Origin of the sequence: Polycladospora coralii (genome assembly GCF_014773435.2) — a bacterium.
GTDB classification, from domain to species: Bacteria; Bacillota; Bacilli; order Thermoactinomycetales; family Thermoactinomycetaceae; genus Polycladospora; species Polycladospora coralii.
Genome location: NZ_JACXAG020000004.1, coordinates 203,520 through 225,706, shown reverse-complemented (window position 1 = coordinate 225,706; position 22,187 = coordinate 203,520). Strand labels below are relative to the sequence as shown.

Genomic DNA, 22,187 nt, shown 5'->3' with positions numbered 1-22,187 from the left:
TCCATTTGTATGAAAATAATTAGCAATTGCATATTTTTATATTAGACACCCATCATTTTTCAGATCAGTATATTCAGAATTAAATCTGTAAAAGCAAACTTTCATCTCCTAGGAGATGAAAGTTTGCTTTTTATTATTTCGTCTTAGTGATTTCAATTCTAGCATAATTTAATTTACTGAAGCGATTACTTTCTTTTACTTTCTTCACTTCAATATTTAACCCATAATTAGGTAATAACTTACCCGCTTCTGGTAGATACGGACTAGAATAATCATTGCTATCATTAAAGACTTTAATTGGGTTTAAAGGCTCATAACGCATACCAAAGTCTGGATATTGAACATCAATTTTTGACGTTTTCTTCAGACCAAATGCTGCATCACTGATTTGATAACGGGTATCAGCAATTTGACCACTACTCCAGTAATGTCCTCGTTGATGAGCATCTACCACTCCCAAGAAACCTTCCCCAGGATGGTTTCCAGTCATGTTGTCCGTTCCATAACTACCGTCATAGTACCAAACGACAACACCTGGATCATATTCAAGTAGGCTGTTGCTACGACGGATATGCTTTAATCCTTTATCTACACCATTATGTGTGCGGTATTCAACCATATAGTAGTGAGGGAAAGGTACCTTAGCTCCATCGAAGTATTCAAATCCAGCTAGCGTAAATTTCGCTTCACCTTCTGCATTATCCGTAAATACAGCTTCACCGTCAGCTTCTACTGCAATGTTATCCACATAGAAACCTTCTTGCACCCAAGCCATATCTGTAACATAGTTAAACTCGATCTTAATCTTCTTACCTGCGAATGCCGTTAAGTCAAGTTCTTCTTTCACCCAACCATTAGTTGTATCATCATATGCAATGAGTTGAGTTGGCTCTGTTGCTCCATCCGCATATACATTCACATATAAATAATCATAACCTGGTTCGATATCTCTGAATGATTCAAAGGAAAGCTTAGCTGCAGACTTACCTGTTAGATCAATTTCAGTAGATGTCATTTTGGTGTTTAGTTCGTCACCTTTAGTAGAAAAATAAGATTTTGTTCCAAGCGGTTGCGTGATTGGGTCAACCAGTTTATCCGGTAAATCAATTTTGATTAATTTACCTTCATCCGTTTTGGCAACTGCTTCTTTAAGCGTATATCGATATCCTTTATTTTCAACTAATGCATTATAATCAATCGTTTTTGGATTAGGCCATTCCCCACCAAATGTTTCATTGAAGAACAGTTTTGCCCATGGACTGAATCCAGTCGGTTCAGTTCCTAAAGTTTTTCCAGACCAACTACCGCCTGACATGAGAGACCAGTAACCAACAGGTGATCCTTCACCGGAGTATGCAATATCGTACTCATCTGGTAGTCCGAGATTATGCCCATATTCATGTGCAAATACACCAACCGCACCATCTTCTGGTTGAATGATATAATCATAAGCCATTAAGCTTGTCCCAGGAATTTCAACGGGTTGGTTATCGATTACAGAACGATGCGACCAGATCGCATTTTCACCTTGTGCGCCACCGCCTGCTTCCTCACCCATACCTGCATGTACGATGAAGAGGTTGTCCAATAGACCATCGGCTTCCATCACGTTGCCATCGCCATCGATATCATATGGATCGCGTTGGTCAAATTTCGCTTCGTTTCCAGCGATTTGTTTACCGACGGTTTCTAAAGTCTCTTTTACGAGCTCACGTGGACGAACATCGTTCATTTCAAATGTGTCTGTTTTGTAGTGTGCACCATAATATTCAGCTGTGTTCTTAGCCTGAATCCAAGGTGTAACAACCCCATCTACATCCCAGAAACCATTCGATTGTTCTAAGTAATATTGTTTAAACGTAATTAAGTTTTTACCTTCAAATTTGAATGGTTTTTTAGAGAACAATAATTTTTCATAATGCTCTTGGTTAAAATCACTCAACCAGAAATCATTTGCAGATTCGCGTTCGATGCTATTGTGTTTAAAGTCCGAATACTCAATAAGTGCAACGACTGCATTATCTGTGTACTGCTCAGTTTTCTTCTTGTTCTTGAATTTGTTTTTCAAGCCAGAAATGATATTGGCGACATCTTTCTGTAGTTTTTTCTTGTTTTTGTACGCTTTTTTACCGAACTTACTAGATGTATCAATTCCCTCTGTTTTACTGTTCGGATTTTCACCTTTTTGTACAAATTTAGTCACTGCTTTTTCAATCTCAGCTGGAGTGGCATCTTCTTTTAAAGTCCCTTTCTCCACTAGAGATCTCGCTAATTTTTCTTCATTTACAATCGCCCAATCAATATGATCGTTTCTTTCAACCTTTTTGAGTAATTGGGCCTCTGATGAATTTTTTGCTAAACTAATGCTCGGCATACTCACCATCGCTCCAACTACCAAAGAAGTCGATAACAAAGCGACTACTGGCTTGCGTAGATTCAAACCAATTCCCCCTCTTCTATTTTTAAAAATACAAACTTAATTATAAACAAATTAGATAATTTTGCAACATATTTCTTTTGGTTTTCATTTCCAATTATTCCAGTTAATACATTATTGCTATTTATTTTACAAAATCGATATTATATAACAATTATAATTATACTATTAAAAAATCTTCCCTCCTAAATAAGAGGGAAGATTTTTACTTTATTTTGTCTTGGTAATTTCAATTCTTGCATAATTCAATTTACTGAAGCGATCACTTTCTTTCGCTTTTGTCACTTCAATATTTAAGCCATAATTAGGTAATATCTTTCCCGCTTCTGATAGGTAGGGACTGGTGTAATCGTGTTCATCATTAAATACTTTTACTGGGTTTAAAGGTTGATATTGTATCCAATAACCACCATACTCAACATCCATTTCGGAAGTTTGCTTGAGACCAAATGCAGCATCATTAATTTGAAGGAACGTGCTCGCTATTATACCATCATTCCAGTAATGACCTCGTTGGTGTGCATCAACTACTCCCAAGAATCCCTCCCCAGGATGGAATCCGACCATATTATCCGTACCATAACTACCATCATAATACCAAACCAATACACCTGAATCATATTCTAACAAACTATTATTCAAGCGGAGATGCTTTAAACCCTTATCGACACCGTTATGTGTACGATACTCAATCATATAATAGTGTGGAAAAGAAAGTTGAGAGCCGTCAAATAACTCAAATCCTGCTAACATGAATTTCGCTTCGCTTTCTGCATCATCAGTAAATACAACTTCACCATCAGCTTCTACTGCGATATTATCCACATAGAACCCTTCGTTTGACCAAACTAAATCTGTTATATAATTAAATTCAATTTTAATTTTCTTACCGGTAAAAGCCGTTAAGTCGAGCTCTTCTTGCTCCCAACCATTTGTGATATCATCATACGCAATAAGTAAGGTGGGCTCAGTTGCTCCGTCCTCATATACATTTACATATAAATAGTCATACCCCGCTTCAATATCTCTAAATGACGCAAAGGATAATTTTGCTGTTGATTTACCTGTCAAATCAATTTCAGTAGATGTCATTTTGGTATTTAAACCATCACCTTTGGTAGAAAAATAGGACTTTTTCCCCAGTGGTTGTGTAACAGGATCAACTAATTTATCTGGTAAATCAATTTTAATTAGTTTACCCTCATCCGTTTTTGCAACAGCTTCTTTTAATGTATATTGGTGCCCCTTATTTTTATCCAATGCATCATAATCAATGGTTTTAGGCTTAGGCCAACCCCCACCAAATATTTCATTAAAGAATAGTTTTGCCCATGGACTAAGTCCAGTTGGTTCTGTACCTGGTGTTTTACCTGACCAACTCCCAGCAGCCATTAGGGACCAATATTCAACAGGTGCACCTGATCCAATTCTTGAGGTATCATACTCATCAGGTAAACCTAAATTATGCCCATATTCATGTGCAAATACGCCAACCGCACCATCTTCTGGTTGAATAATATAATCATAAGCCATTAAACTAGTTCCTGGAATCTCAACGGGTTGGTTACCAATAACAGAACGATGTGACCAGATGGCATTTGCACCTTGTACACCACCTCCTGCTTCTTCTCCTTTACCTGCATGTACGACAAATAGGTTGTCCAACAAACCATCCGACTCCATCACATTTCCATCACCATCAAGGTCATAGGGATCGCGTTGGTCAAACTTTGCTTCGTTGCCAGCGATTTGCTGTCCAACGGTCTCTAAAGTCTCCTTCACCAGTTCTTGTGGAAGAATATCATTCATTGTAAACGTATCGGTTATATGGGGGGCACCATAATACGCAGCCGTGTGTTTTGCTTGAATCCACGGTGTAACGACCCCATCTACATTCCAAAAGTCATTTGATTGCTCTAAGTAATATTGCTTAAAAGTAATCAAGTTCTTATTTTCGTAATTAAATAATTTTTTAGAAAATAGTAGTTTTTCATAGTGATTTTCGTTAAAATCACTTAACCAAAAATCATTTGCGGATTCGCGCTCAATGCGATTGTGCTTAAAGTCCGAGTACTCAATGAGTGCAACGACTGCATGATCTGTGTACTGTTCAGTTTTCTTCTTTTTCTTAAATTTATTTTCTTCACCAGTCATGGCAGCAGCGGCATCTCGTTGTATTTTTTTCTTGTTTTTATAAATATTTTTACCAAACTTGTTCGTTATGTCGATTCCGTCTGTTTTACTGTTTGGGTTGGCGCCTTTTTGTAAATACTGCGTCACTGCTTTTTGTATTTCTGCTGGCGTGGCACTCTCCTTTAAAATTCCTTTTTTCATTAGGGCTCGAGCTAATTTTTCTTCATTTACAATCGCTCGGTCAATATAATTAGATTTCTTACTTTCCTTACTTAATTCAAGATGAGATCGATTTTCAGCCGAGCTCACACTAGCTACATTCATCAATATGCCTATTACCAAAGAAGTCGACAACAAAACCGCCACTCGCTTAAATCGTTTCAATATAATTCCTCCTTTTTTACTAATTACTATAATTATAAACTATTTAAATATTTTCGCAATAATATTCATAGATTTTAATGTTTTATTTTTTTGTATATTCCCTTTATTTTATATGAGATTGTTTATTGCGGTAAGTCATATGAATTATTATTCTACTGTATCCTAATCCTATTCCGTTTGGCGACCTAGAAATAACCATGTACGAACGTTTTTACACCTATGATGCGCTCGGTTTCATCCCTATAGATGAATCTTAACGCGATTATATAAAAATACCTTCTCAGGGCTGTTTGGGAGCTCCTGAGAAGGTATTTTTAATATTGCATCACACCATCTGTTGTTACGATGCATCTAATCAATTTGGCAGGTGTTACGTGTACATCAGCGATCGTATAGGCTTGCAGTAATCTTTCTTGGACTTCAGAGACATATTGCGTATCGTTTACATACATTGTGGCGATAACATCTCCAGCCTTTACTTCATCACCTACTTTTTTATGAAGACGAATGCCAACCGCATGATCAATTTCATCTTCTTTTGTACGACGTCCTGCTCCAAGTAACATGGCACATACACCCACTTCTTCAGCGAATATCCCTGTTACATATCCAGATTTCTCTATCTTGACCTCTATTTTTTGCTGCGGTTGTGGTAGCTGCTCAGGATGCTCAATTTGATCCTGATCTCCATTCTGCCCCGCAACAAATTGCTTTAACTTTTCTAATGCGCTTCCATTTTGGATAGCGATTTCGAGCGCTTCACGTGCCTTCGCTACATCGGTATACTTCTGCGACAAAGTAAGCATATGGGCGCCTAAAACTAGACTGAGCTCAGTTAAATCTTCTGGTCCCTTACCTGCTAGCGTGTCAATTGCCTCTTCTATTTCAATCGCATTTCCAATGGCTTTTCCTAGTGGTTGACTCATATCACTGACGACAGCGATGGTCGTTCTACCCACATGTTTTCCTATTTCCACCATGGCTTCCGCTAATCGAATCGCATCAGCTTCTTCTTTCATAAAGGCCCCATCACCTGTTTTTACATCTAAACAAATGGCATCAGTACCCGCTGCAATTTTTTTGCTCATAATCGAGCTTGCAATAAGGGGAATAGAGTCTACCGTTGCTGTCACGTCCCTTAAGGCATATAGCTTCTTATCCGCAGGGGTTAAGTTAGCGGTTTGTCCCATTACCGCAATTTGGTTCTCATTCACCAGTTCAGAGAAACGCGCGATTTCCATTTCGGTCGAAAACCCTGTAATGGATTCTAATTTGTCTATCGTTCCTCCCGTATGCCCTAATCCGCGCCCTGATAGCTTCGCTACGGGTATGCCAGCGGTAGCGACTAAGGGGGCAAGTACGAGTGTAGTTGTATCCCCTACCCCCCCTGTGCTATGTTTATCTACTTTTATACCCTGAATTTGTGATAAATCTACTTGTTCGCCAGAAGCAATCATAGCCATTGTTAGATCAGCGGTCTCTTTTGCTGTCATTCCTTGATTAAAAACAGCCATAGCCCATGCAGACATTTGATAGTCAGGAATTTCTCCTGTGCTATAGCCAGATATCATGTAATCAATTTCTGCTGTCGTTAATACATGACCATCTCGTTTCTTGCGAATGATCTCTACTGTGTTCATGAAGTCGTTACCTCTTTTACAATCCCTTTTACTAAATTCTTAAAGATCGGTTTCGTCCGATTTGCTACCGCTACTACTTGTTCATGGCTTAGTGGTTCTAGTTCCTCTCCGATTGCCATATCGGTAATACAGGATATACCGAGCACTTTCAAGCCACCATGACTAGCTGCGATAACCTCAGGTACAGTTGACATCCCTACAGCATCTCCACCTAATGTACGTAACATAATGAGTTCAGCTGGCGTCATATATGTGGGACCACTAATTCCAGCATAAACGCCTTGCTGAATGGTAACGCCTTGCTCCTTCGCCACTTGGAAAGCAATTTCCCTTAACGCTGGCGTGTAAGCAGCTGACATGTCTGGAAAACGCGGTCCAAGCTCTTCAAAATTGCTTCCGATCAGCGGGTTAGAACCGGTCATATTAAGATGATCCGTTATCACCATTAGGTCTCCTGGTTTAAAGTTAGCATTCATTCCACCAGCCGCATTCGTTACGACTAATACTTGAATGCCTAATGCGCGCATAACATAAACAGGGAATACAACATCTTGTTGACTGTATCCTTCATAAAAATGGAAACGTCCTTGCATCGCAATGACGTTTTTACCCGCCAATTTTCCAATGACTAGTTGTCCTGCATGTCCTGCAACTGTTGACTCTGGAAAATGAGGTATTTCATGATAAGGAATTACAGTTGCCTCTTCAATTTCATCGCCAAGCTCACCTAATCCAGAGCCTAGAATTAATCCAACTTCAGGTTCCACAGCGCATAAGCTTTTAATTTTATGTTTGGCCTCTTCAATTTGTACTAATCGATTCATCTCGTTGGTCTCCTCTAATTCATTTTTAACGCGTGATGTTAGCCGTAAACCAGAATGTTGTACACACTCAAGATTAACTAGCACCATAAATGTTTTTATTATTTTAAAATGGATTTTTCTTAGGGATCTATGATTAAACCGCTTTTACAATTCCCTTTACTAAACCAATAAACTTTGACTTTACTTGGTTTGCTGTATCCATTACTTCCTCATGACTGAGCGGTTGTGGTAATATCCCCGCTGCCATATTGCTTATACAAGAGATACCCAAACAGCGAATACCAGCATGACGAGCCGCAATCACCTCGGGAGCAGTAGACATCCCTACTGCATCTCCACCCAGCTTCCGTAGCATACGAATCTCAGCCGGTGTTTCATATGACGGCCCGAGAACAGCCGAATAGGTGCCTTCTTGTAAATGAAACCCTTGGTTTGAAGCTATTTTTTTAGCTATTTTTCCCAACTCAGGATCGTATGCGTCTGACATATCCGGAAAGCGCACGCCTAAATCTTCATCATTTGGTCCGATTAGGGGATGGCGGAACATGAAATTAATGTGGTCACGTATTAACATTAAGTCTCCAGCTTGAAAATCTTCATTGATTCCTCCTGCTGCATTGGTTACCAGCAGTGTTTCGACCCCCAGTGCTTTCATCACCCGAATGGGAAAAGTGACCTTTGCTGCATCATGTCCTTCATATAGATGAAACCGCCCTGCCATTACCACGACCGGACGCCCTTCCAAATGTCCGATAATTAATTCACCAGCATGACCTTCTACAGTAGAAGCTGGAAAGTGAGGAATATCTTGGTATGCAATTGTCTGCGCATGCTCAATCTCCTCACTCAACACACCTAACCCAGAACCGAGAATAAGTCCGATTGTGGGTTTCACATCAATTTGTTGGTTAATCGAATGGGCAGCCTCTTGAATTTCTTGTTTTGTAAAGCTCATGTTTATTCATTTTCCTCTCTCATATCGACTATTTCAACTGATTTAGAAAACTTTTTCCAATCGCAGGTGCTTGTACAGCAAAATTTTCGGCTATCGTAGCTCCGATGTCGGCAAAAGATTCACGTATACCAAGTGAAGTTCCAGGCTTGGACAAATTTTTGCCATAGACTAGAAGGGGTGTATATTCACGTGTGTGATCAGTCCCATGATGTGTAGGGTCATTGCCATGATCAGCAGAGATAATAAGTAAATCATCTTCTCTTAATACATCTAGAATTTCAGGCATTCGCTGATCAAATTCTTCCAATGCTTCAGCATAACCATCGGGATCACGACGATGTCCAAATTTAGCATCAAAATCTACTAAATTAACAAAAGCTAAACCATCAAAATCCGTTTGTAAGACATGAATCAATTGATCGACCCCATCCATATTTGATTGCGTACGGATCGATTTTGTTACACCTTCATCCGCATAGATATCAGCAATTTTTCCAATTGCAATCATATCTCGACCTGCATCTTTTAACGCATTTAACACTGTTGGTTCAGGGGGTTGCACGGAGTAATCGTGGCGATTTGCTGTACGCACGAAATGGCCTGGCTCACCTATAAATGGCCTAGCAATAACACGAATGACAGAGTATTGCTCGTCCAGTGTTAATTCACGTGCAATCTCACAGCATCGATAAAGCTCTTCTAAGGGAACAACTTCTTCATGCGCCGCAATTTGCAACACACTATCAGCAGATGTGTATACAATCAATGCGCCAGTTTTCATGTGTTCTTCCCCTAATTGCGCAATAATTTCAGTACCAGATGCTGGAATATTACCAATTACTTTTCTACCTGTTTTTTGCTCCAATAATGTGATTAATGCTTCAGGGAAACCATCAGGATATGTTTTAAAAGGGGTGTCTGTATAAATGCCCATAAACTCCCAATGGCCTGTAGTCGTATCCTTTCCCTTTGATTTTTCACTCATTTTTGTAAAGTAAGCAGTTGGAGAGTCGGTCGGTTCCACACCTGCCACCGATTCAATATTCCCTAAGCCCATTTTAGCAAGTTGAGGTAACTGCAATCCCTTACGATGAGTGGCAATGTTACCTAAAGTATGTGCACCTTCATCGTTATATTGTGCGGCATCAGGTAATTCTCCAATTCCTACACTATCTAAAACAATAAAGGCAATACGTGAAAATCGCATGAACAAATCCCCTCATTTCTACCATCGAGCGCCGGTTTTATTCCCCCAACCAGTAAAACCATTGTAATCTTTCCTTGATTGCATCATACGGTTGTTTAGGAGTGATTGACTCGGCATGTTGAGCAAATACTTTACGTGCGCCACCGATGGGTTCTTCATATAAAAAATCTGGCTTAAAAAATGGTGCGATCACTGACATGATTTGATAGAGCAGTAACGTAAAAACAATAAACAACGTTATAAACTGAAGCCAAGCCTTCACATGACGAGCAGAAATGATCATCTTAAGACCGTCCTTTTCCATATGTTGAGTTGATATACCATATGGGAGTCAGCGATCAATTATGCTTATGAAAGCTCGCAACATACCTCTCTATCCATTATAAGATATTCGCTTGTACAGCAACATTTAAAGGAACATATGGAAGCTTTAAGCTTTCAGCTACTGCCTCATAAGTTACATGTCCATTCACAACATTAACCCCTTTAGCCAGCGCTTGATTTGCTTGTAAGGCTTTCATTAAGCCTTTAGATGCAATCTGCAAAGCATACGGAACGGTTACATTTGTTAATGCATAGGTAGAAGTACGGGGGACAGCTCCCGGCATATTGGCAACAGCATAGTGTACAACCTCATGCTTGACATAAATCGGATCTGCATGCGTTGTCACTCGATCGATTGTTGCGATTGAACCACCTTGATCAATCGCAACATCTACCACCACTGCTCCTGGTTGCATATTTTTAACCATGTCTTCAGTAACTAAGTTAGGGGCGCGACGTCCGGGAATTAAGACTGCACCAATTAATAGATCTGCTTTTTGTGTAGCATTTGCAATGTTATAGTGGTTTGAAATTAAGGTGCGTAAACGCCCCTGATAAAGATCGTCTAACTGTTGGAGTCTTCTCGGATTAATATCAAGAATTGTTACATTAGCGCCCATTCCTAATGCAATTTTAGCTGCATTCGCTCCAACCACGCCTCCTCCAATGATCACGACATCAGCAGGGAAAACACCTGGAACACCTCCGAGCAGTACACCTCTTCCACCTTTTGACTTTTCTAAGAACTGGGCACCAATTTGCACGGCCATCCTCCCAGCTACTTCACTCATGGGGATAAGAAGTGGCAAAGCACCGTCCTCGGTTTGAATCGTTTCATAAGCGATTGCAGTTACTTCTCGATCCATCAACGCTTTTGTTAGTTCTGGTTCGGGCGCAAGATGCAGGTATGTAAATAAAATTAACCCTGGCCGAAAATAGCTAAACTCTTCTGGTTGTGGTTCTTTCACTTTTAATATCAAATCAGCCTGATTCCATACTTCGATCGCATTTTCACAGATTTGTGCACCATGCGCAATGAAATCTGAATCTGTAAATCCGCTACCTTCCCCTGCTTGACTCTCAATAAAAACCGCATGTCCTTGTTGAATAAAGGCATCGACTCCTGCAGGAGAAATCGCAATTCGGTTCTCATTATTTTTCACTTCTTTGGGAACACCAATAATCATGTTAGGTTCACCTTCTTCAAAATAGGATATTTTCATGCTCGTTTTCTCTATTTTGAACCAAAGTGCATGAACCTATCAGTTATTGAAGAAAAAAGCAAAAGAACCCGCATGCGTTAAGGCAGGGGAGTTCTTTTTATTCGATCATCTAAAATTGAATAAAAGGGAATGAAACCGTTATGATAGTTTGATGCTATATAACTTTTTGGGATCTTCCACTTTACCTCTGCAACGTTTACATATACCATGAAAGGTGAGGCGATGATCGACGATCTGAAAATTATACTCCGATTCGACTTGTTTTTCAATAGGTCCTAATAAATCTTCCATAATTTCATCTACCGATCCACAATTTAAACAGTAAAGGTGATGATGATGATGTTCTGCACCTTCCGCTCGGAACTCATATCGCGTTACACCATCTCCAAAGTTCAATTTATGGATAATCTGTAAATCGCTTAACAATTCTAATGTGCGATAAACGGTCGCTAAACCAATTTCCGGAGCCTTTTCTTTCACCAATAAGTAAACATCTTCCGCACTGAGATGATCTTCTTCATTCTCTAATAACACACGGACGGTCGCTTCCCGTTGAGGGGTTAATTTATAATTCTGGGCAGAAAGCTGCTGTTTGATTTGGTTCACCCGTTTTTCCACACAAATACCCCCCTGTCTTTCTTTCATCATTATATGGGAGATGTGTAAAAGAAGTCAAACATAGCAAGATTATTTTTAATCTAATAATCATTATAATTTAATGGTTGGAATTGCATGTTTCATTAATTCTGGTGATATATAAGCCTCAAACAGGGAAGCCATCAACAAAATAACAGCCATACATGAAACGAGAATAGAAAAGGTCACAAACTGCGGATAGATGACCCCACGATGGTTAAGTAATCGATTTCTGACTAATGTAGTTGAAAACTGTATTCCCGATACCACTACAATAATCAACACTGGAATCACAAGCAAATTTTGTGGGACTACAGCCACAAAAGCAAACCATAACCCTTTCCAAGATAATTCGCTTACGAGAAACCCTACCGTAAATCCAATCATCAGACCTTTTAAGAATACAAATAAGAGTAATATAGGGATACCGATTACTGAAATACCTAAAATCCAGAGCAACCCAATGGTTTTTAAATGATCGCCAATTGAATGTTGAAAGGCTACTAAGGGATCTGCTATGAAATCAGAATTTATACCCTGAAAAAAATGTCCTAAATATTTAAGTAACCCTTCTTTCTGAGTGGGATCAAGTGTGTTTACGATAATCGCGCCAAACGCAACACCAACCATAAATAAAACAGTGATAAATATATATAATGATTTTTGCTGTTCGATATGGCTTTGAATATCACTGCTCCAACTTTTTTTCTTAAGCATGTTCCAGTCTCCTCTCTCATCTCACCATCTAATCTATGAATAGAGATGAGAGATTAGAAGTATTCTTAACAAAAAAATGAGTAACACGATATGAATCGTCGTGTTACGATGCTACTTTAGTAACTGCCAATGATAAATCGCTAAAACTGTTTTAGCATCACATATTTCACCCTTTTGGATAGAAGCAAAACACTCATCCAGAGTAAGAGAGACCACTTCCACAAACTCATCATCGTCTGTGTGTTGCTGTCCAAGCGTAAGTTGTTCTGCTTGATATACGTATAGCAATTCATCGGCAAAACCAGGAGAAGTGTAGAATGATGCGATCGGTCTAACATGCATTGCACAATAGCCGGTCTCTTCTTCTAGTTCACGGATCGCACAAGTTGCGGGATCTTCTCCTGGCTCTAACTTACCCGCAGGTATCTCTAAAATGGTTTTTTCCAAGGCCTTACGAAATTGACGTACGAGTAAAATTTTTTGTTCCTCTGTAATCGCTACAACTCCTACGGCACCTGGATGCTTTACAATTTCACGCTTCGACTTTTTTCCGTTGGGTAGCAACACTTCATCTATTTGGAGGTGTACCACTTTTCCAGAATAGATGGATTCAGTGGTAATGGTTTTTTCTTCAAATTTGTTCATATGTATCGTCTCCTCGCCGTATTTTAGGTATATCAATATGCAATATGTGTAAACATAAGTAAAGTGATGGATGAATAGGAACATGATAGCAAGAGAACAGGAGATGATCTGATCAAAAAGCACTTCGAATCCAATTCCTTTTATCTACACGGAAAAGCTTGGCAGATTCGCGCATTTCTAAAAGCAATTGCAAACCGAAATTGCGATGTAAGAGCGTTTACACAAAAGGAAACACTTCGATCACAGAATCGAATAAGGCTCTACGATAAATAATGGCAGAGCCTTTCTCTTCATTATCCTTTGATATGAGCAGATTCACGAATCAAAGATACGGTTAATTCAGCCGCTTTATATAATTCAGCCAGTGGCATACGTTCTTTCGTTGTGTGAATAAATTCATACCCGATGCCCATGTTAACAGTTGGAATCCCGAGACCCGCAATCACATTTGCATCACTACCACCACCACTTGAACCAATCTGTGGTGTTCTTCCTGTTTTCTTAACCGCTTCTATCGCAATTTGTACGACCTGGTCTTCTTCGTTAAAATGATATCCTGGATATAAAACGTTCGTTTCCACATCAATGCGTGCACCATATGCTTGAGCTGCATCTTGGAAAGCCTTTTTCATCGCATCTACTTGCTTATTTAACTTCTCCGGATTACGACTACGTGCTTCTGCTAAAATCTCCACACGTTCTGTCACGACATTGGTAGCAGTTCCACCTTCAAAACGACCGATGTTAGCCGTTGTCTCTTCATCGATACGCCCTAACGGCATTTTAGAGATGGCACGGCTCGCAACCTGGATAGCACTAATCCCATCTTCGGGGTTTACCCCCGCATGAGCAGCTTTGCCATGTATGGTAGCAAGTAATTTCACTTGGGACGGAGCTGATGTAATAATTTCTCCAACTGGTCCATTTGAGTCAAGGGCAAAGCCAAAAGAAGCTTCAATCAATTCTCGTTTTAATTGACGTGCTCCCATTAAACCAGACTCCTCACCCGCTGTAATCACCAGTTGAAGCGTGCCGTGCGCAATATTTTCTTCTTTAATAATCTTAATTGCTTCAAAAAGTGCAGCTAAACCAGCTTTATCATCACTACCTAATATCGTCGTACCATCAGACACGATGTACCCATCTTGAATGGATGGTTTAATCCCCTTACCAGGTGTAACGGTGTCCATGTGACAAGTGAAATATATTGTAGGCGCTTCCAGCAATGTGCCAGGTAAAGTCGCAATTAGATTACCCGCACCATGCCCTGTAATTTCAGCCGAGTCATCTTCGATTACATCAAACCCAAGCGCACGCAATTTATGCGTTAACAAGTCTGCAATGATACGCTCTTCTTTCGTTTCACTATCCGTTTTAACGAGTTCGATAAACTCTTCTAAAATACGTTTTTCATTTACCATTTTCATTCCCCCATAAGTATTCACCTACCAGGTTTCTCCACCGCTAGGCGAAGGCCAGGCGTCTAACATTCGTCGTAGTACAACGATTTGCCCCAAATGGTAGCTATTATGCGTGGCAGTCCATTGTAAAAACTCATAATATGTATATTTAGGTTTTTGTGGAATCGGCTCAAATAAGGACTTTGAATTTGCATAGGCGATTGCTCGTTTTACCCCCTGATGAAAGGTGTCAACTAGGTTGTCCCACTCTGTTTGATCAGAAGGTGCAACTTGGGTTGAAAAGCTATCAATAGCCCTTTTTGGTAAGGGAGGGGCCTCGCCTTCCATCCACTTCGCCCAATATTCTTGCCAGTATATCATATGATCTGTGATTTGAAAAATCGTGAACGCATTCCCCTCGATAGGTCTGCCTGCAAGCTCAGGTGAGAGGGCTAATAAAGCATCTCTGCTATCCACATGCGCACCCTCTCCTGTTAGAGATCGAATGAGTGCCGCTTGTACATGCTGAGTCATCTCTGTAACCTCCATTTTATAAAGGGATGTTGCCATGCTTTTTAGCTGGACGAACTTCTTGTTTATTGCGAAGCATTTCCAATCCGGCCGCTAACTTTTGTCTCGTCTCACGTGGGTCAATGATATCATCAACCATACCGTAAGATGCCGCTACATACGGATTAGAAAATTTATCTTTATAGTTTTCAATTTTTTTCTTTCGCATTTCTTCTGGATCTTCACTATTTTGAATTTCACGGTTAAAAATAATATTCGCAGCACCTTCTGCACCCATTACTGCCACTTCTGCACTAGGCCATGCATACACTAAATCGGCTCCAATCGATTTACTATTTAGTGCGACATAAGCCCCTCCAAATGCTTTTCTTGTAATAACTGTGATTTTGGGCACGGTTGCTTCTGAATAGGCATATAAAATTTTGGCGCCATGACGAATAATACCACCATGTTCTTGATTTACACCTGGAAAAAAGCCCGTTACATCTACAAAGGTGACGATCGGAATATTAAAGCAGTCACAAAAACGAATAAAGCGACTTAACTTATCTGAGGAATCGATATCTAGGCTACCTGCCATCATTTTAGGTTGATTGGCAACAAACCCGACAGCGTGCCCTTCAACACGTCCAAATCCAACCACAATGTTTCGTGCAAAGTGAGGATGTACCTCCATAAAATCCCCCTCATCAACAATGAGATGGAGAAGTTGACGTACATCATATACTTTCGTTGCTTCTTCAGGGACAACTTCTGCCAACTCTTCCATCCAATCACTTGACTGAGCAGAAAATACAACAGGTGGTTTTTCCGTATGATTTTGGGGTAGAAACTGAAGAAGGCGTCGCACTTCTTCCAATATGAGCGGTTCACTCTCTGCAATAAAATGGGCATTCCCACTTTTTGAAGCATGAACGTGAGCACCACCTAAGTCCTCAGCAGATATTTTTTCTTTGGTTACCGTTTCGATCACTTTCGGACCTGTAATAAACATTTGACTTGTTTTTTCTACCATGAAGACAAAATCAGTGATCGCCGGAGAATATACTGCTCCACCTGCACATGGCCCCATGATGACCGAAATTTGGGGAATAACACCTGAATAAATACTATTACGGTAAAAAACATGACCATAACCATCTAGTGAAGCGACACCTTCTTGGATACGTGCTCCTCCTGAATCGTTTAGCCCAATCATAGGTGCTCCATTCTTCGCAGCCAAATCCATTATGCGTGCAATTTTTAGTGCATGCATTTCACCTAGTGCACCACCAAAAACGGTAAAATCTTGAGCAAACACATAAACAAGACGACCATGAACCTTTCCATAGCCGGTGATAACACCTTCACCAGGGGCCTCTACTTCATCCATTCCAAAATGGGTAGCGCGATGCTCTACAAACGCATTAAGTTCTACAAATGAGCCCGAATCGAGCAAGAGATCAATACGTTCGCGCGCTGTTAATTTTCCTTTATGGTGCTGCGCTTTGATTTTGTCAGAACCACCTCCATCTTCAATTTTACTTTTTTTATCATAATATTGATTCAGCTTTGCATACATATTCACATTGATCTACTCCTTCCCATCTGCTTGTGGTTGACACAATTCGAGTAAGACGCCGCCAGTTGATTTTGGATGCAAGAAGGCAATATCCATGTGATGGGCTCCTTGTTTAGGTTCAGTATGGATCAACCTAACCCCTTTCTGTTCCAAGTCGCTTAATCTCATTTTTAAATCCATTACTTCAAATGCAATATGGTGTATCCCTTCACCTTGCTTATTTATAAAATGAGCAATGACACTCTCTTCGGTCATCGGTTCCAATAACTCAATACGGCTTTCTCCTATTTTGAGAAAAGCGGCCCGAACCCGCTCACTTTCAACTTCTTCTATCCCTTCTAACGGCAGACCCAGCACATTTGTATACCAATTAATGGCATCATTAAGATTTTTTACTGCAATTCCAATATGACTAATTTTTTGAATCTGACTCATTTATGGGCTCCTCTCTAAGTTTTTTCACTGCTACACGAATAAAATCGGCTGTTTCTTTCGTTGTTGTACCGGGAGTAAATATAGCAGCGATTCCATGCTCTTTTAGAAAAGGAATATCCGATTGAGGGATCACACCTCCACCTACTACGATCATATCATTTACACCTTGCGCTTTTAATAAACGCATCACTTCTGGAAATAAATCATTGTGAGCACCCGATAAGCAAGACAGACCAATCACTTCAACATCTTCTTGAATAGCAGTGGCTACGATTTGAGCAGGCGATTGTCTAAGCCCTGTATAGATTACTTCCATTCCTTCATCACGTAATGCTTGCGCAATAATTAATGCTCCACGATCATGTCCGTCAAGACCAGGCTTTGCAACTAGTACACGAATAGGTAACATGTAAACGCTCCTCTATTAAATAATACGGTATTCACCAAATATATCCCGCAAACTATGACTAATCTCTCCTACAGTTGCATAGCTTTTTACAGCTTCCAAAATAAAAGGCATGAGGTTTTCGGAACCTTGTGCTGCTTGTTTCAAAGCACTTAATTTCTGATTCACATCTTGCTGATTACGCCTCTGTCTGATTGCATGAAGTTGTTTGATTTGACGTTCTGCTAATGCGCTATCGATTTTCATTAAATCAGGCTCTTTCTCATGCGCTAAACGAAATTTATTAAGACCCACCACAATCTCTTCTTCACTTTCAATTTTACGCTGTGTTTCCAATGCTGTTCGCTGAATTTCTCGTTGCATATAGCCCTGCTCTACTGCTCCTACAGCACCACCTAATTCATCTATTTTTTGAATGTAAGCTAATGCTTCTGCCTCGATTTGATCGGTCAAACTTTCCACATAGTAGGATCCTCCTAATGGGTCAACCGTATCTGTCACCCCACTTTCATGCGCAATGATTTGTTGCGTACGTAAAGCGATACGCGCCGACTCTTCAGTAGGTAGTGCTAATGCTTCATCACGCGCATTCGTATGCAAACTTTGTGTACCACCTAAAACAGCCGCCATCGCTTGTAATGTGACCCTTACAATGTTGTTATCCGGTTGTTGTGCAGTTAAAGTTGATCCGCCCGTTTGCGTATGAAAACGAAGTTGATGAGATCGTTCCTTTTTAGCCCGAAATCTCTCTTTCATCACCTTTGCCCAGATACGACGAGCTGCTCTAAATTTTGCGATTTCTTCAAAGAAGTGATTATGAGCATTAAAAAAGAAAGATAGCCGGGGGGCAAACTGATCAACATCCAAACCTTTATCCATAGCTGCTTGAACATATGCGATACCATTTGCTAAAGTAAATGCAACTTCCTGGACCGCAGTTGAGCCCGCCTCACGAATATGATAGCCACTAATGCTAATCGTATTAAAATTGGGAACATGTTGCTGACAATATGCAAAAATGTCGGTGATTAAACGCATCGAAGGCGTCGGCGGAAAGATATATGTGCCGCGGGCAATATATTCTTTCAAAATATCATTTTGAATGGTGCCACGAATCGCCTCTTTTTCTACTCCTTGTTTCTCTGCTACCGCAATATACATCGCAAGCAAAATCGATGCAGGTGCATTTATCGTCATCGAGGTACTCACTTGATCGAGAGGAATCCCTCGTAATAAATTTTCCATATCTTCTAATGTATCAATGGCTACCCCCACTTTACCCACTTCGCCAGCTGACATGGCATCGTCAGAATCGTATCCAATCTGAGTAGGTAAATCAAAAGCTACAGATAATCCAGTCTGACCTTGTTCGAGTAAATAGCGAAATCGTTTATTCGTCTCTGTAGCAGAACCAAACCCAGCATATTGACGCATGGTCCAAAACCGATTTCGATACATCGTAGGACGTATACCGCGTGTGTACGGATACTCTCCGGGCAAGCCAATTTTAGTAGATATTTCTTCTGTTACTTCTGTAGGGGTATACAGCCGGTCCACTTCAATACCAGATAATGTCTGAAATCGTTCTTTACGTTCGGGTGTTTTTTGTACAAACTCTTCTGTTTTTTGCAGCCAATGTTGTTTCCGTTTTTGCCAAGATGGATTCGACATGATGTTTTGCACCTCTTCCTTTAAATCAAACGCTTTCATTGTTAATATAACAAAAATTCCTCACTTATGACTGCATTATTCAAAAAATCGTTTAAAAGAACATAGACATCGGGAGTAGAATTCGTTAAAATACAAACTTGAGGTGAGTTAGATTTGAGTCCACGTTGGGTGAAAGCGATCGTATATCTTGTTATTTTTACGCTAGTCATTTCTACACTAGCTGCCGGTGCTCAATTTTTACTATAATCTTCACGGATTGTAACGGATCGTATTTGTTTTTTGATTTATACTAAAGAAGACAAAGTTAGATGCTTGAGAGAAAGCAGGTGGAAGAAAAATGGAATACTTAATGGTTTTTGTATTAGTTACGATATCCATTTTAAGCGTAATGGGAACGCTTTACAATAAGCGGACTGGGAATACAGCAGGATTTATTCTTGGTGGTGCTTTAACACTAAGTGTAGGTATTGTTGCCGTTTTAGCACTTTACGATGCCATTATCGGGATTTCTGCTTAATCTTATTTTACAAAAAAACCGTAGGGAAGATTTACTTCCTTACGGTTTTTTGTATGCTTGTTCATATGATATTCGCTCTACCAGAATGCGCAAAGATTCATAAGTTATATAGAGTAGTGATTCAAGAGCAAAGGAGGACTTGGATTGAGCAGCTGTGGAAATAACAGCTGGTCATCATGTTTACTATACTTCATAGTCATCCTTGCCATCTTTATCCTAAAATTTGCAGGTGGTACCGCTTACGGTTCTTAAATCCAATTTAAGGGGGAACAGAATATGGTGGGTTGTGGCGGTTCTGGTAACAGTTGGCGTCAGTGCTTATTAATGTTTCTGGTGATTATCGCGATCTTCATTCTAGGTTTTGCAGCTGGTACTTGTTTTTGCTAAGCATATTTTCATTCGGGGCATTTCCTATCTTGCCATAGGAGATGCCTTTTTTCATTTGAATATTACTTAATATATATGCACGATCTCATCGATCTGGTGACTCACTACGCAAATTTTGTGAATGCTTGCCGAGTCAGTTCATTGATTACATCTTCCATCTCTACGGCTTCACCTAAAATCTCCTGCATGGATGTGACACCGTATTCTTTAATTCCACAAGGTACGATCATATTAAAATAGGATAAATCTGTATTCACATTTAAAGCACAACCATGACTGGTAATATATCCTTGATGATATCGACCATGATTAAACTTTACGCCTATGGCTGCGATTTTTCGATCGCCAACCCATACACCTGTGTAAGGGGTACGACGCGCTCCTTTTATTCCCCATTTTGCAATCGTTTCTATAATGACTTCTTCTAAATCTCTTAGATAGCCATGGGCCCCTTTTTTGGCGTCATATAGCTTAAAAATCGGATATCCGACGAGTTGACCGGGCCCATGATAGGTAACATCTCCACCGCGGTCAATATCAATGACTTCAATCCCATTTGCTTGATATTCATCCACTGATAATAGCAGATTTTCCTGATGACTTCCTCGCCCACAAGTAAGTGTGTGAGGGTGTTCAAGCAACACGAATTGATCAGGTATATCACCTTGATCAACCTTGTGAATCAGTTCTTTTTGCAATTCCCATGCTTTGCGATAATCTGTAAGCCCCAGTTTCTGCACATCAAACATGTCGACTCACTCCAATCTAAAAAGCATGTGAATCCAAGTTCACACGCTTTTTTTATCTTTTGAGATGGGTTCAGGTGGAGTAGAGTCGCCACCTGATTCCCCGATGTTTCAGCTTTGACTAAAACGGGTTCCTCTCTTTAAAAAGATGAATCCCTTTGATAAGCTTCTAATCTTTCTTTTACCCGCTGTAAGAAGCGCCCTGCCATCAATCCGTCTAAAATGCGATGATCAAGTGACATACATAGATTCATCATATCTCTTACAGCAATCATATTATCTTTCACGACCGGTTTCTTCACGATCGATTCAAAAGAGAGAATCGCAGCTTGGGGTTGATTAATAATAGGGGCAGAAGCAACAGAGCCAAATGAGCCCGTGTTATTCACTGTAAATGTTCCACCCTGCATATCTTTTATTTCTAACTTGCCTTGTCTGGTTTTTTCAGCCAGCTGATGTACGGATTTTGCTAGACCTAGAATACTCTTTTCATCTGCATCATGAATCACTGGAACAAAAAGTGCATCTTCAGTAGCTACGGCAATAGAAATGTTAATCCGCTTTTTGAGAATAATTTGATCCCCCGCCCACACTGAGTTCAAATGTGGAAATTCTTTGATCGAATCGACAACAGCTTTGATAAAGAACGGCAAGAAAGTTAAATTGACACCTTCTTTTTGCTTAAAGGAAGATTTATGCTGATTTCGAAGTTCTACTAAACCCGTCACATCTGCCTCGACCATCATCCACGCATGTGGCGCTTCATGCTTACTTTGTACCATCCGTTCAGCAATGGTACGACGTACGCCAGCAACTGCTATGTGCTCATCACCGTTTTCAGATTCAATCGTACGAGCGACCGGCTTTGGAATCGTTTCTTCTGCTTTTAGTGAAGGTGGTGCAGGAGTTGAAGCCTCAGTTTTTGTAGGTGTTCCACCTTTTTCAATCACAGCTAAGATATCTTTACGCGTAATTCGACCACCTGCACCTGTACCATCCACCTGAGTCAAGTCAATGTCATTTTCCTGTGATAAGCGTAGTACAGCTGGCGAATAGCGATTTTTCATAGTTGGTTCATCTTTTTTCTCATCTTCTTGCACAGCTGATGGTGCTTCTTCAGATGTAGCTTCTTTTACAGGCGCGGTTTCTTCTCCTGCTTGTGCAATTCGGCAAATCAATTGACCTACCTCAATCGTTTCCCCTTCACCCGCAATAATCTCGGTCATCGTCCCATCAATCGTTGAAGGAACTTCTGCATTTACTTTGTCTGTTGCTACTTCACAGATGGGTTCATATTTTGCAATGGGGTCTCCCGGTTGCTTAAGCCATTTAGCAATCGTCCCCTCTGTAACGCTCTCACCCAGCTGTGGCATCTTAATATCAGTTGCCATGTCATTTACCTCCTCTA

The 22,187-nt window shown here is 40.2% G+C and carries 22 protein-coding genes; 3 read left to right on the top strand and 19 right to left on the bottom strand.

The genetic code is table 11. The features are described from left to right. Window positions 1-133: 133 nt before the first annotated feature. The 11 genes from IC619_RS10770 to IC619_RS10720 all read right to left on the bottom strand — a co-directional run bounded on the left by IC619_RS10770 (window position 134) and on the right by IC619_RS10720 (window position 13,125). Window positions 134-2,440: an immune inhibitor A domain-containing protein gene (locus tag IC619_RS10770; protein ID WP_213260884.1), complete on the bottom strand. Its 2,307-nt coding sequence runs from the start codon at window positions 2,438-2,440 to the stop codon at window positions 134-136. A 207-nt stretch (window positions 2,441-2,647) separates the two neighbouring features. After that, window positions 2,648-4,954 (bottom strand): immune inhibitor A domain-containing protein, encoded by a 2,307-nt coding sequence (locus tag IC619_RS10765; protein WP_191139757.1) that lies wholly within the window; start codon window positions 4,952-4,954, stop codon window positions 2,648-2,650. Window positions 4,955-5,268: 314 nt separating this feature from the next. Further along, complete coding sequence (locus IC619_RS10760; RefSeq protein ID WP_191139758.1) at window positions 5,269-6,594, bottom strand: pyrimidine-nucleoside phosphorylase; 1,326 nt, start codon at window positions 6,592-6,594, stop codon at window positions 5,269-5,271. Continuing rightward, window positions 6,591-7,418, bottom strand: a complete 828-nt coding sequence (locus IC619_RS10755) for a purine-nucleoside phosphorylase (protein WP_191139759.1) — start codon at window positions 7,416-7,418, stop codon at window positions 6,591-6,593. The genes IC619_RS10760 and IC619_RS10755 overlap by 4 nt, the downstream gene beginning before the upstream one ends. A gap of 133 nt (window positions 7,419-7,551) precedes the next feature. After that, window positions 7,552-8,373 carry a purine-nucleoside phosphorylase gene (locus IC619_RS10750; protein ID WP_191139760.1) on the bottom strand — a complete coding sequence of 274 codons (822 nt, stop codon included), beginning with the start codon at window positions 8,371-8,373 and terminating at the stop codon, window positions 7,552-7,554. Window positions 8,374-8,401: 28 nt separating this feature from the next. Continuing rightward, window positions 8,402-9,580, bottom strand: a complete 1,179-nt coding sequence (gene deoB, locus IC619_RS10745) for a phosphopentomutase (protein WP_191139761.1) — start codon at window positions 9,578-9,580, stop codon at window positions 8,402-8,404. A gap of 37 nt (window positions 9,581-9,617) precedes the next feature. Then, a complete protein-coding gene (locus IC619_RS10740) occupies window positions 9,618-9,863 on the bottom strand; it encodes a DUF4227 family protein (RefSeq protein ID WP_191139762.1) in 246 nt (81 codons plus the stop codon). Window positions 9,864-9,960: 97 nt separating this feature from the next. Continuing rightward, on the bottom strand, window positions 9,961-11,091 hold the full coding sequence (gene ald, locus IC619_RS10735) for an alanine dehydrogenase (RefSeq protein WP_191139807.1): 1,131 nt from the start codon (window positions 11,089-11,091) through the stop codon (window positions 9,961-9,963). 174 nt (window positions 11,092-11,265) lie between these two features. Further along, window positions 11,266-11,772, bottom strand: a complete 507-nt coding sequence (gene fur / locus IC619_RS10730) for a ferric iron uptake transcriptional regulator (protein WP_249669823.1) — start codon at window positions 11,770-11,772, stop codon at window positions 11,266-11,268. Window positions 11,773-11,835: 63 nt separating this feature from the next. Next, complete coding sequence (spoIIM, locus tag IC619_RS10725) at window positions 11,836-12,480, bottom strand: stage II sporulation protein M (RefSeq protein ID WP_191139764.1); 645 nt, start codon at window positions 12,478-12,480, stop codon at window positions 11,836-11,838. A gap of 111 nt (window positions 12,481-12,591) precedes the next feature. Then, a complete protein-coding gene (locus tag IC619_RS10720; RefSeq protein ID WP_191139765.1) occupies window positions 12,592-13,125 on the bottom strand; it encodes an NUDIX hydrolase in 534 nt (177 codons plus the stop codon). Window positions 13,126-13,233: 108 nt separating this feature from the next. Here IC619_RS10720 and mciZ point away from each other — a divergent pair, with 108 nt between their 5' ends. Then, window positions 13,234-13,398, top strand: a complete 165-nt coding sequence (gene mciZ, locus IC619_RS17345; RefSeq protein WP_191139808.1) for a Z-ring formation inhibitor MciZ — start codon at window positions 13,234-13,236, stop codon at window positions 13,396-13,398. 20 nt (window positions 13,399-13,418) lie between these two features. Here the strand turns inward: mciZ and IC619_RS10710 are convergent, their stop codons facing one another. From IC619_RS10710 to IC619_RS10685, 6 genes are read right to left on the bottom strand one after another with little or no spacing between them, the layout of a single operon-like run. Further along, window positions 13,419-14,546 carry a M20/M25/M40 family metallo-hydrolase gene (locus IC619_RS10710; protein WP_191139766.1) on the bottom strand — a complete coding sequence of 376 codons (1,128 nt, stop codon included), beginning with the start codon at window positions 14,544-14,546 and terminating at the stop codon, window positions 13,419-13,421. 24 nt (window positions 14,547-14,570) lie between these two features. After that, window positions 14,571-15,059: a DinB family protein gene (locus tag IC619_RS10705; protein ID WP_191139767.1), complete on the bottom strand. Its 489-nt coding sequence runs from the start codon at window positions 15,057-15,059 to the stop codon at window positions 14,571-14,573. Window positions 15,060-15,075: 16 nt separating this feature from the next. Further along, window positions 15,076-16,617 carry an acyl-CoA carboxylase subunit beta gene (locus tag IC619_RS10700; protein ID WP_191139809.1) on the bottom strand — a complete coding sequence of 514 codons (1,542 nt, stop codon included), beginning with the start codon at window positions 16,615-16,617 and terminating at the stop codon, window positions 15,076-15,078. A gap of 12 nt (window positions 16,618-16,629) precedes the next feature. Then, the gene (gene mce, locus IC619_RS10695) at window positions 16,630-17,052 is read right to left on the bottom strand and encodes a methylmalonyl-CoA epimerase (protein ID WP_191139768.1); all 423 of its coding nucleotides are present in this window, start codon (window positions 17,050-17,052) and stop codon (window positions 16,630-16,632) included. Continuing rightward, window positions 17,030-17,461: a cobalamin B12-binding domain-containing protein gene (locus tag IC619_RS10690; RefSeq protein ID WP_191139769.1), complete on the bottom strand. Its 432-nt coding sequence runs from the start codon at window positions 17,459-17,461 to the stop codon at window positions 17,030-17,032. The genes mce and IC619_RS10690 overlap by 23 nt, the downstream gene beginning before the upstream one ends. Before the next feature lie 15 nt (window positions 17,462-17,476). Beyond that, on the bottom strand, window positions 17,477-19,129 hold the full coding sequence (locus IC619_RS10685) for an acyl-CoA mutase large subunit family protein (protein WP_191139770.1): 1,653 nt from the start codon (window positions 19,127-19,129) through the stop codon (window positions 17,477-17,479). Window positions 19,130-19,282: 153 nt separating this feature from the next. Here IC619_RS10685 and prli42 point away from each other — a divergent pair, with 153 nt between their 5' ends. Both prli42 and IC619_RS10675 read left to right on the top strand, forming a co-directional pair. Beyond that, window positions 19,283-19,375, top strand: coding sequence for a stressosome-associated protein Prli42 (gene prli42, locus IC619_RS10680; protein ID WP_191139771.1), 93 nt, complete (start codon window positions 19,283-19,285; stop codon window positions 19,373-19,375). Window positions 19,376-19,466: 91 nt separating this feature from the next. After that, window positions 19,467-19,646 carry a hypothetical protein gene (locus tag IC619_RS10675; protein ID WP_191139772.1) on the top strand — a complete coding sequence of 60 codons (180 nt, stop codon included), beginning with the start codon at window positions 19,467-19,469 and terminating at the stop codon, window positions 19,644-19,646. A 491-nt stretch (window positions 19,647-20,137) separates the two neighbouring features. Here IC619_RS10675 and lipB read toward each other — a convergent pair whose 3' ends face one another. Together lipB and IC619_RS10665 are read right to left on the bottom strand one after the other, a co-directional pair. Further along, window positions 20,138-20,782, bottom strand: coding sequence for a lipoyl(octanoyl) transferase LipB (gene lipB / locus IC619_RS10670; RefSeq protein ID WP_191139773.1), 645 nt, complete (start codon window positions 20,780-20,782; stop codon window positions 20,138-20,140). A 137-nt stretch (window positions 20,783-20,919) separates the two neighbouring features. Further along, window positions 20,920-22,170, bottom strand: coding sequence for a dihydrolipoamide acetyltransferase family protein (locus IC619_RS10665; protein WP_191139774.1), 1,251 nt, complete (start codon window positions 22,168-22,170; stop codon window positions 20,920-20,922). Window positions 22,171-22,187 lie beyond the last annotated feature (17 nt).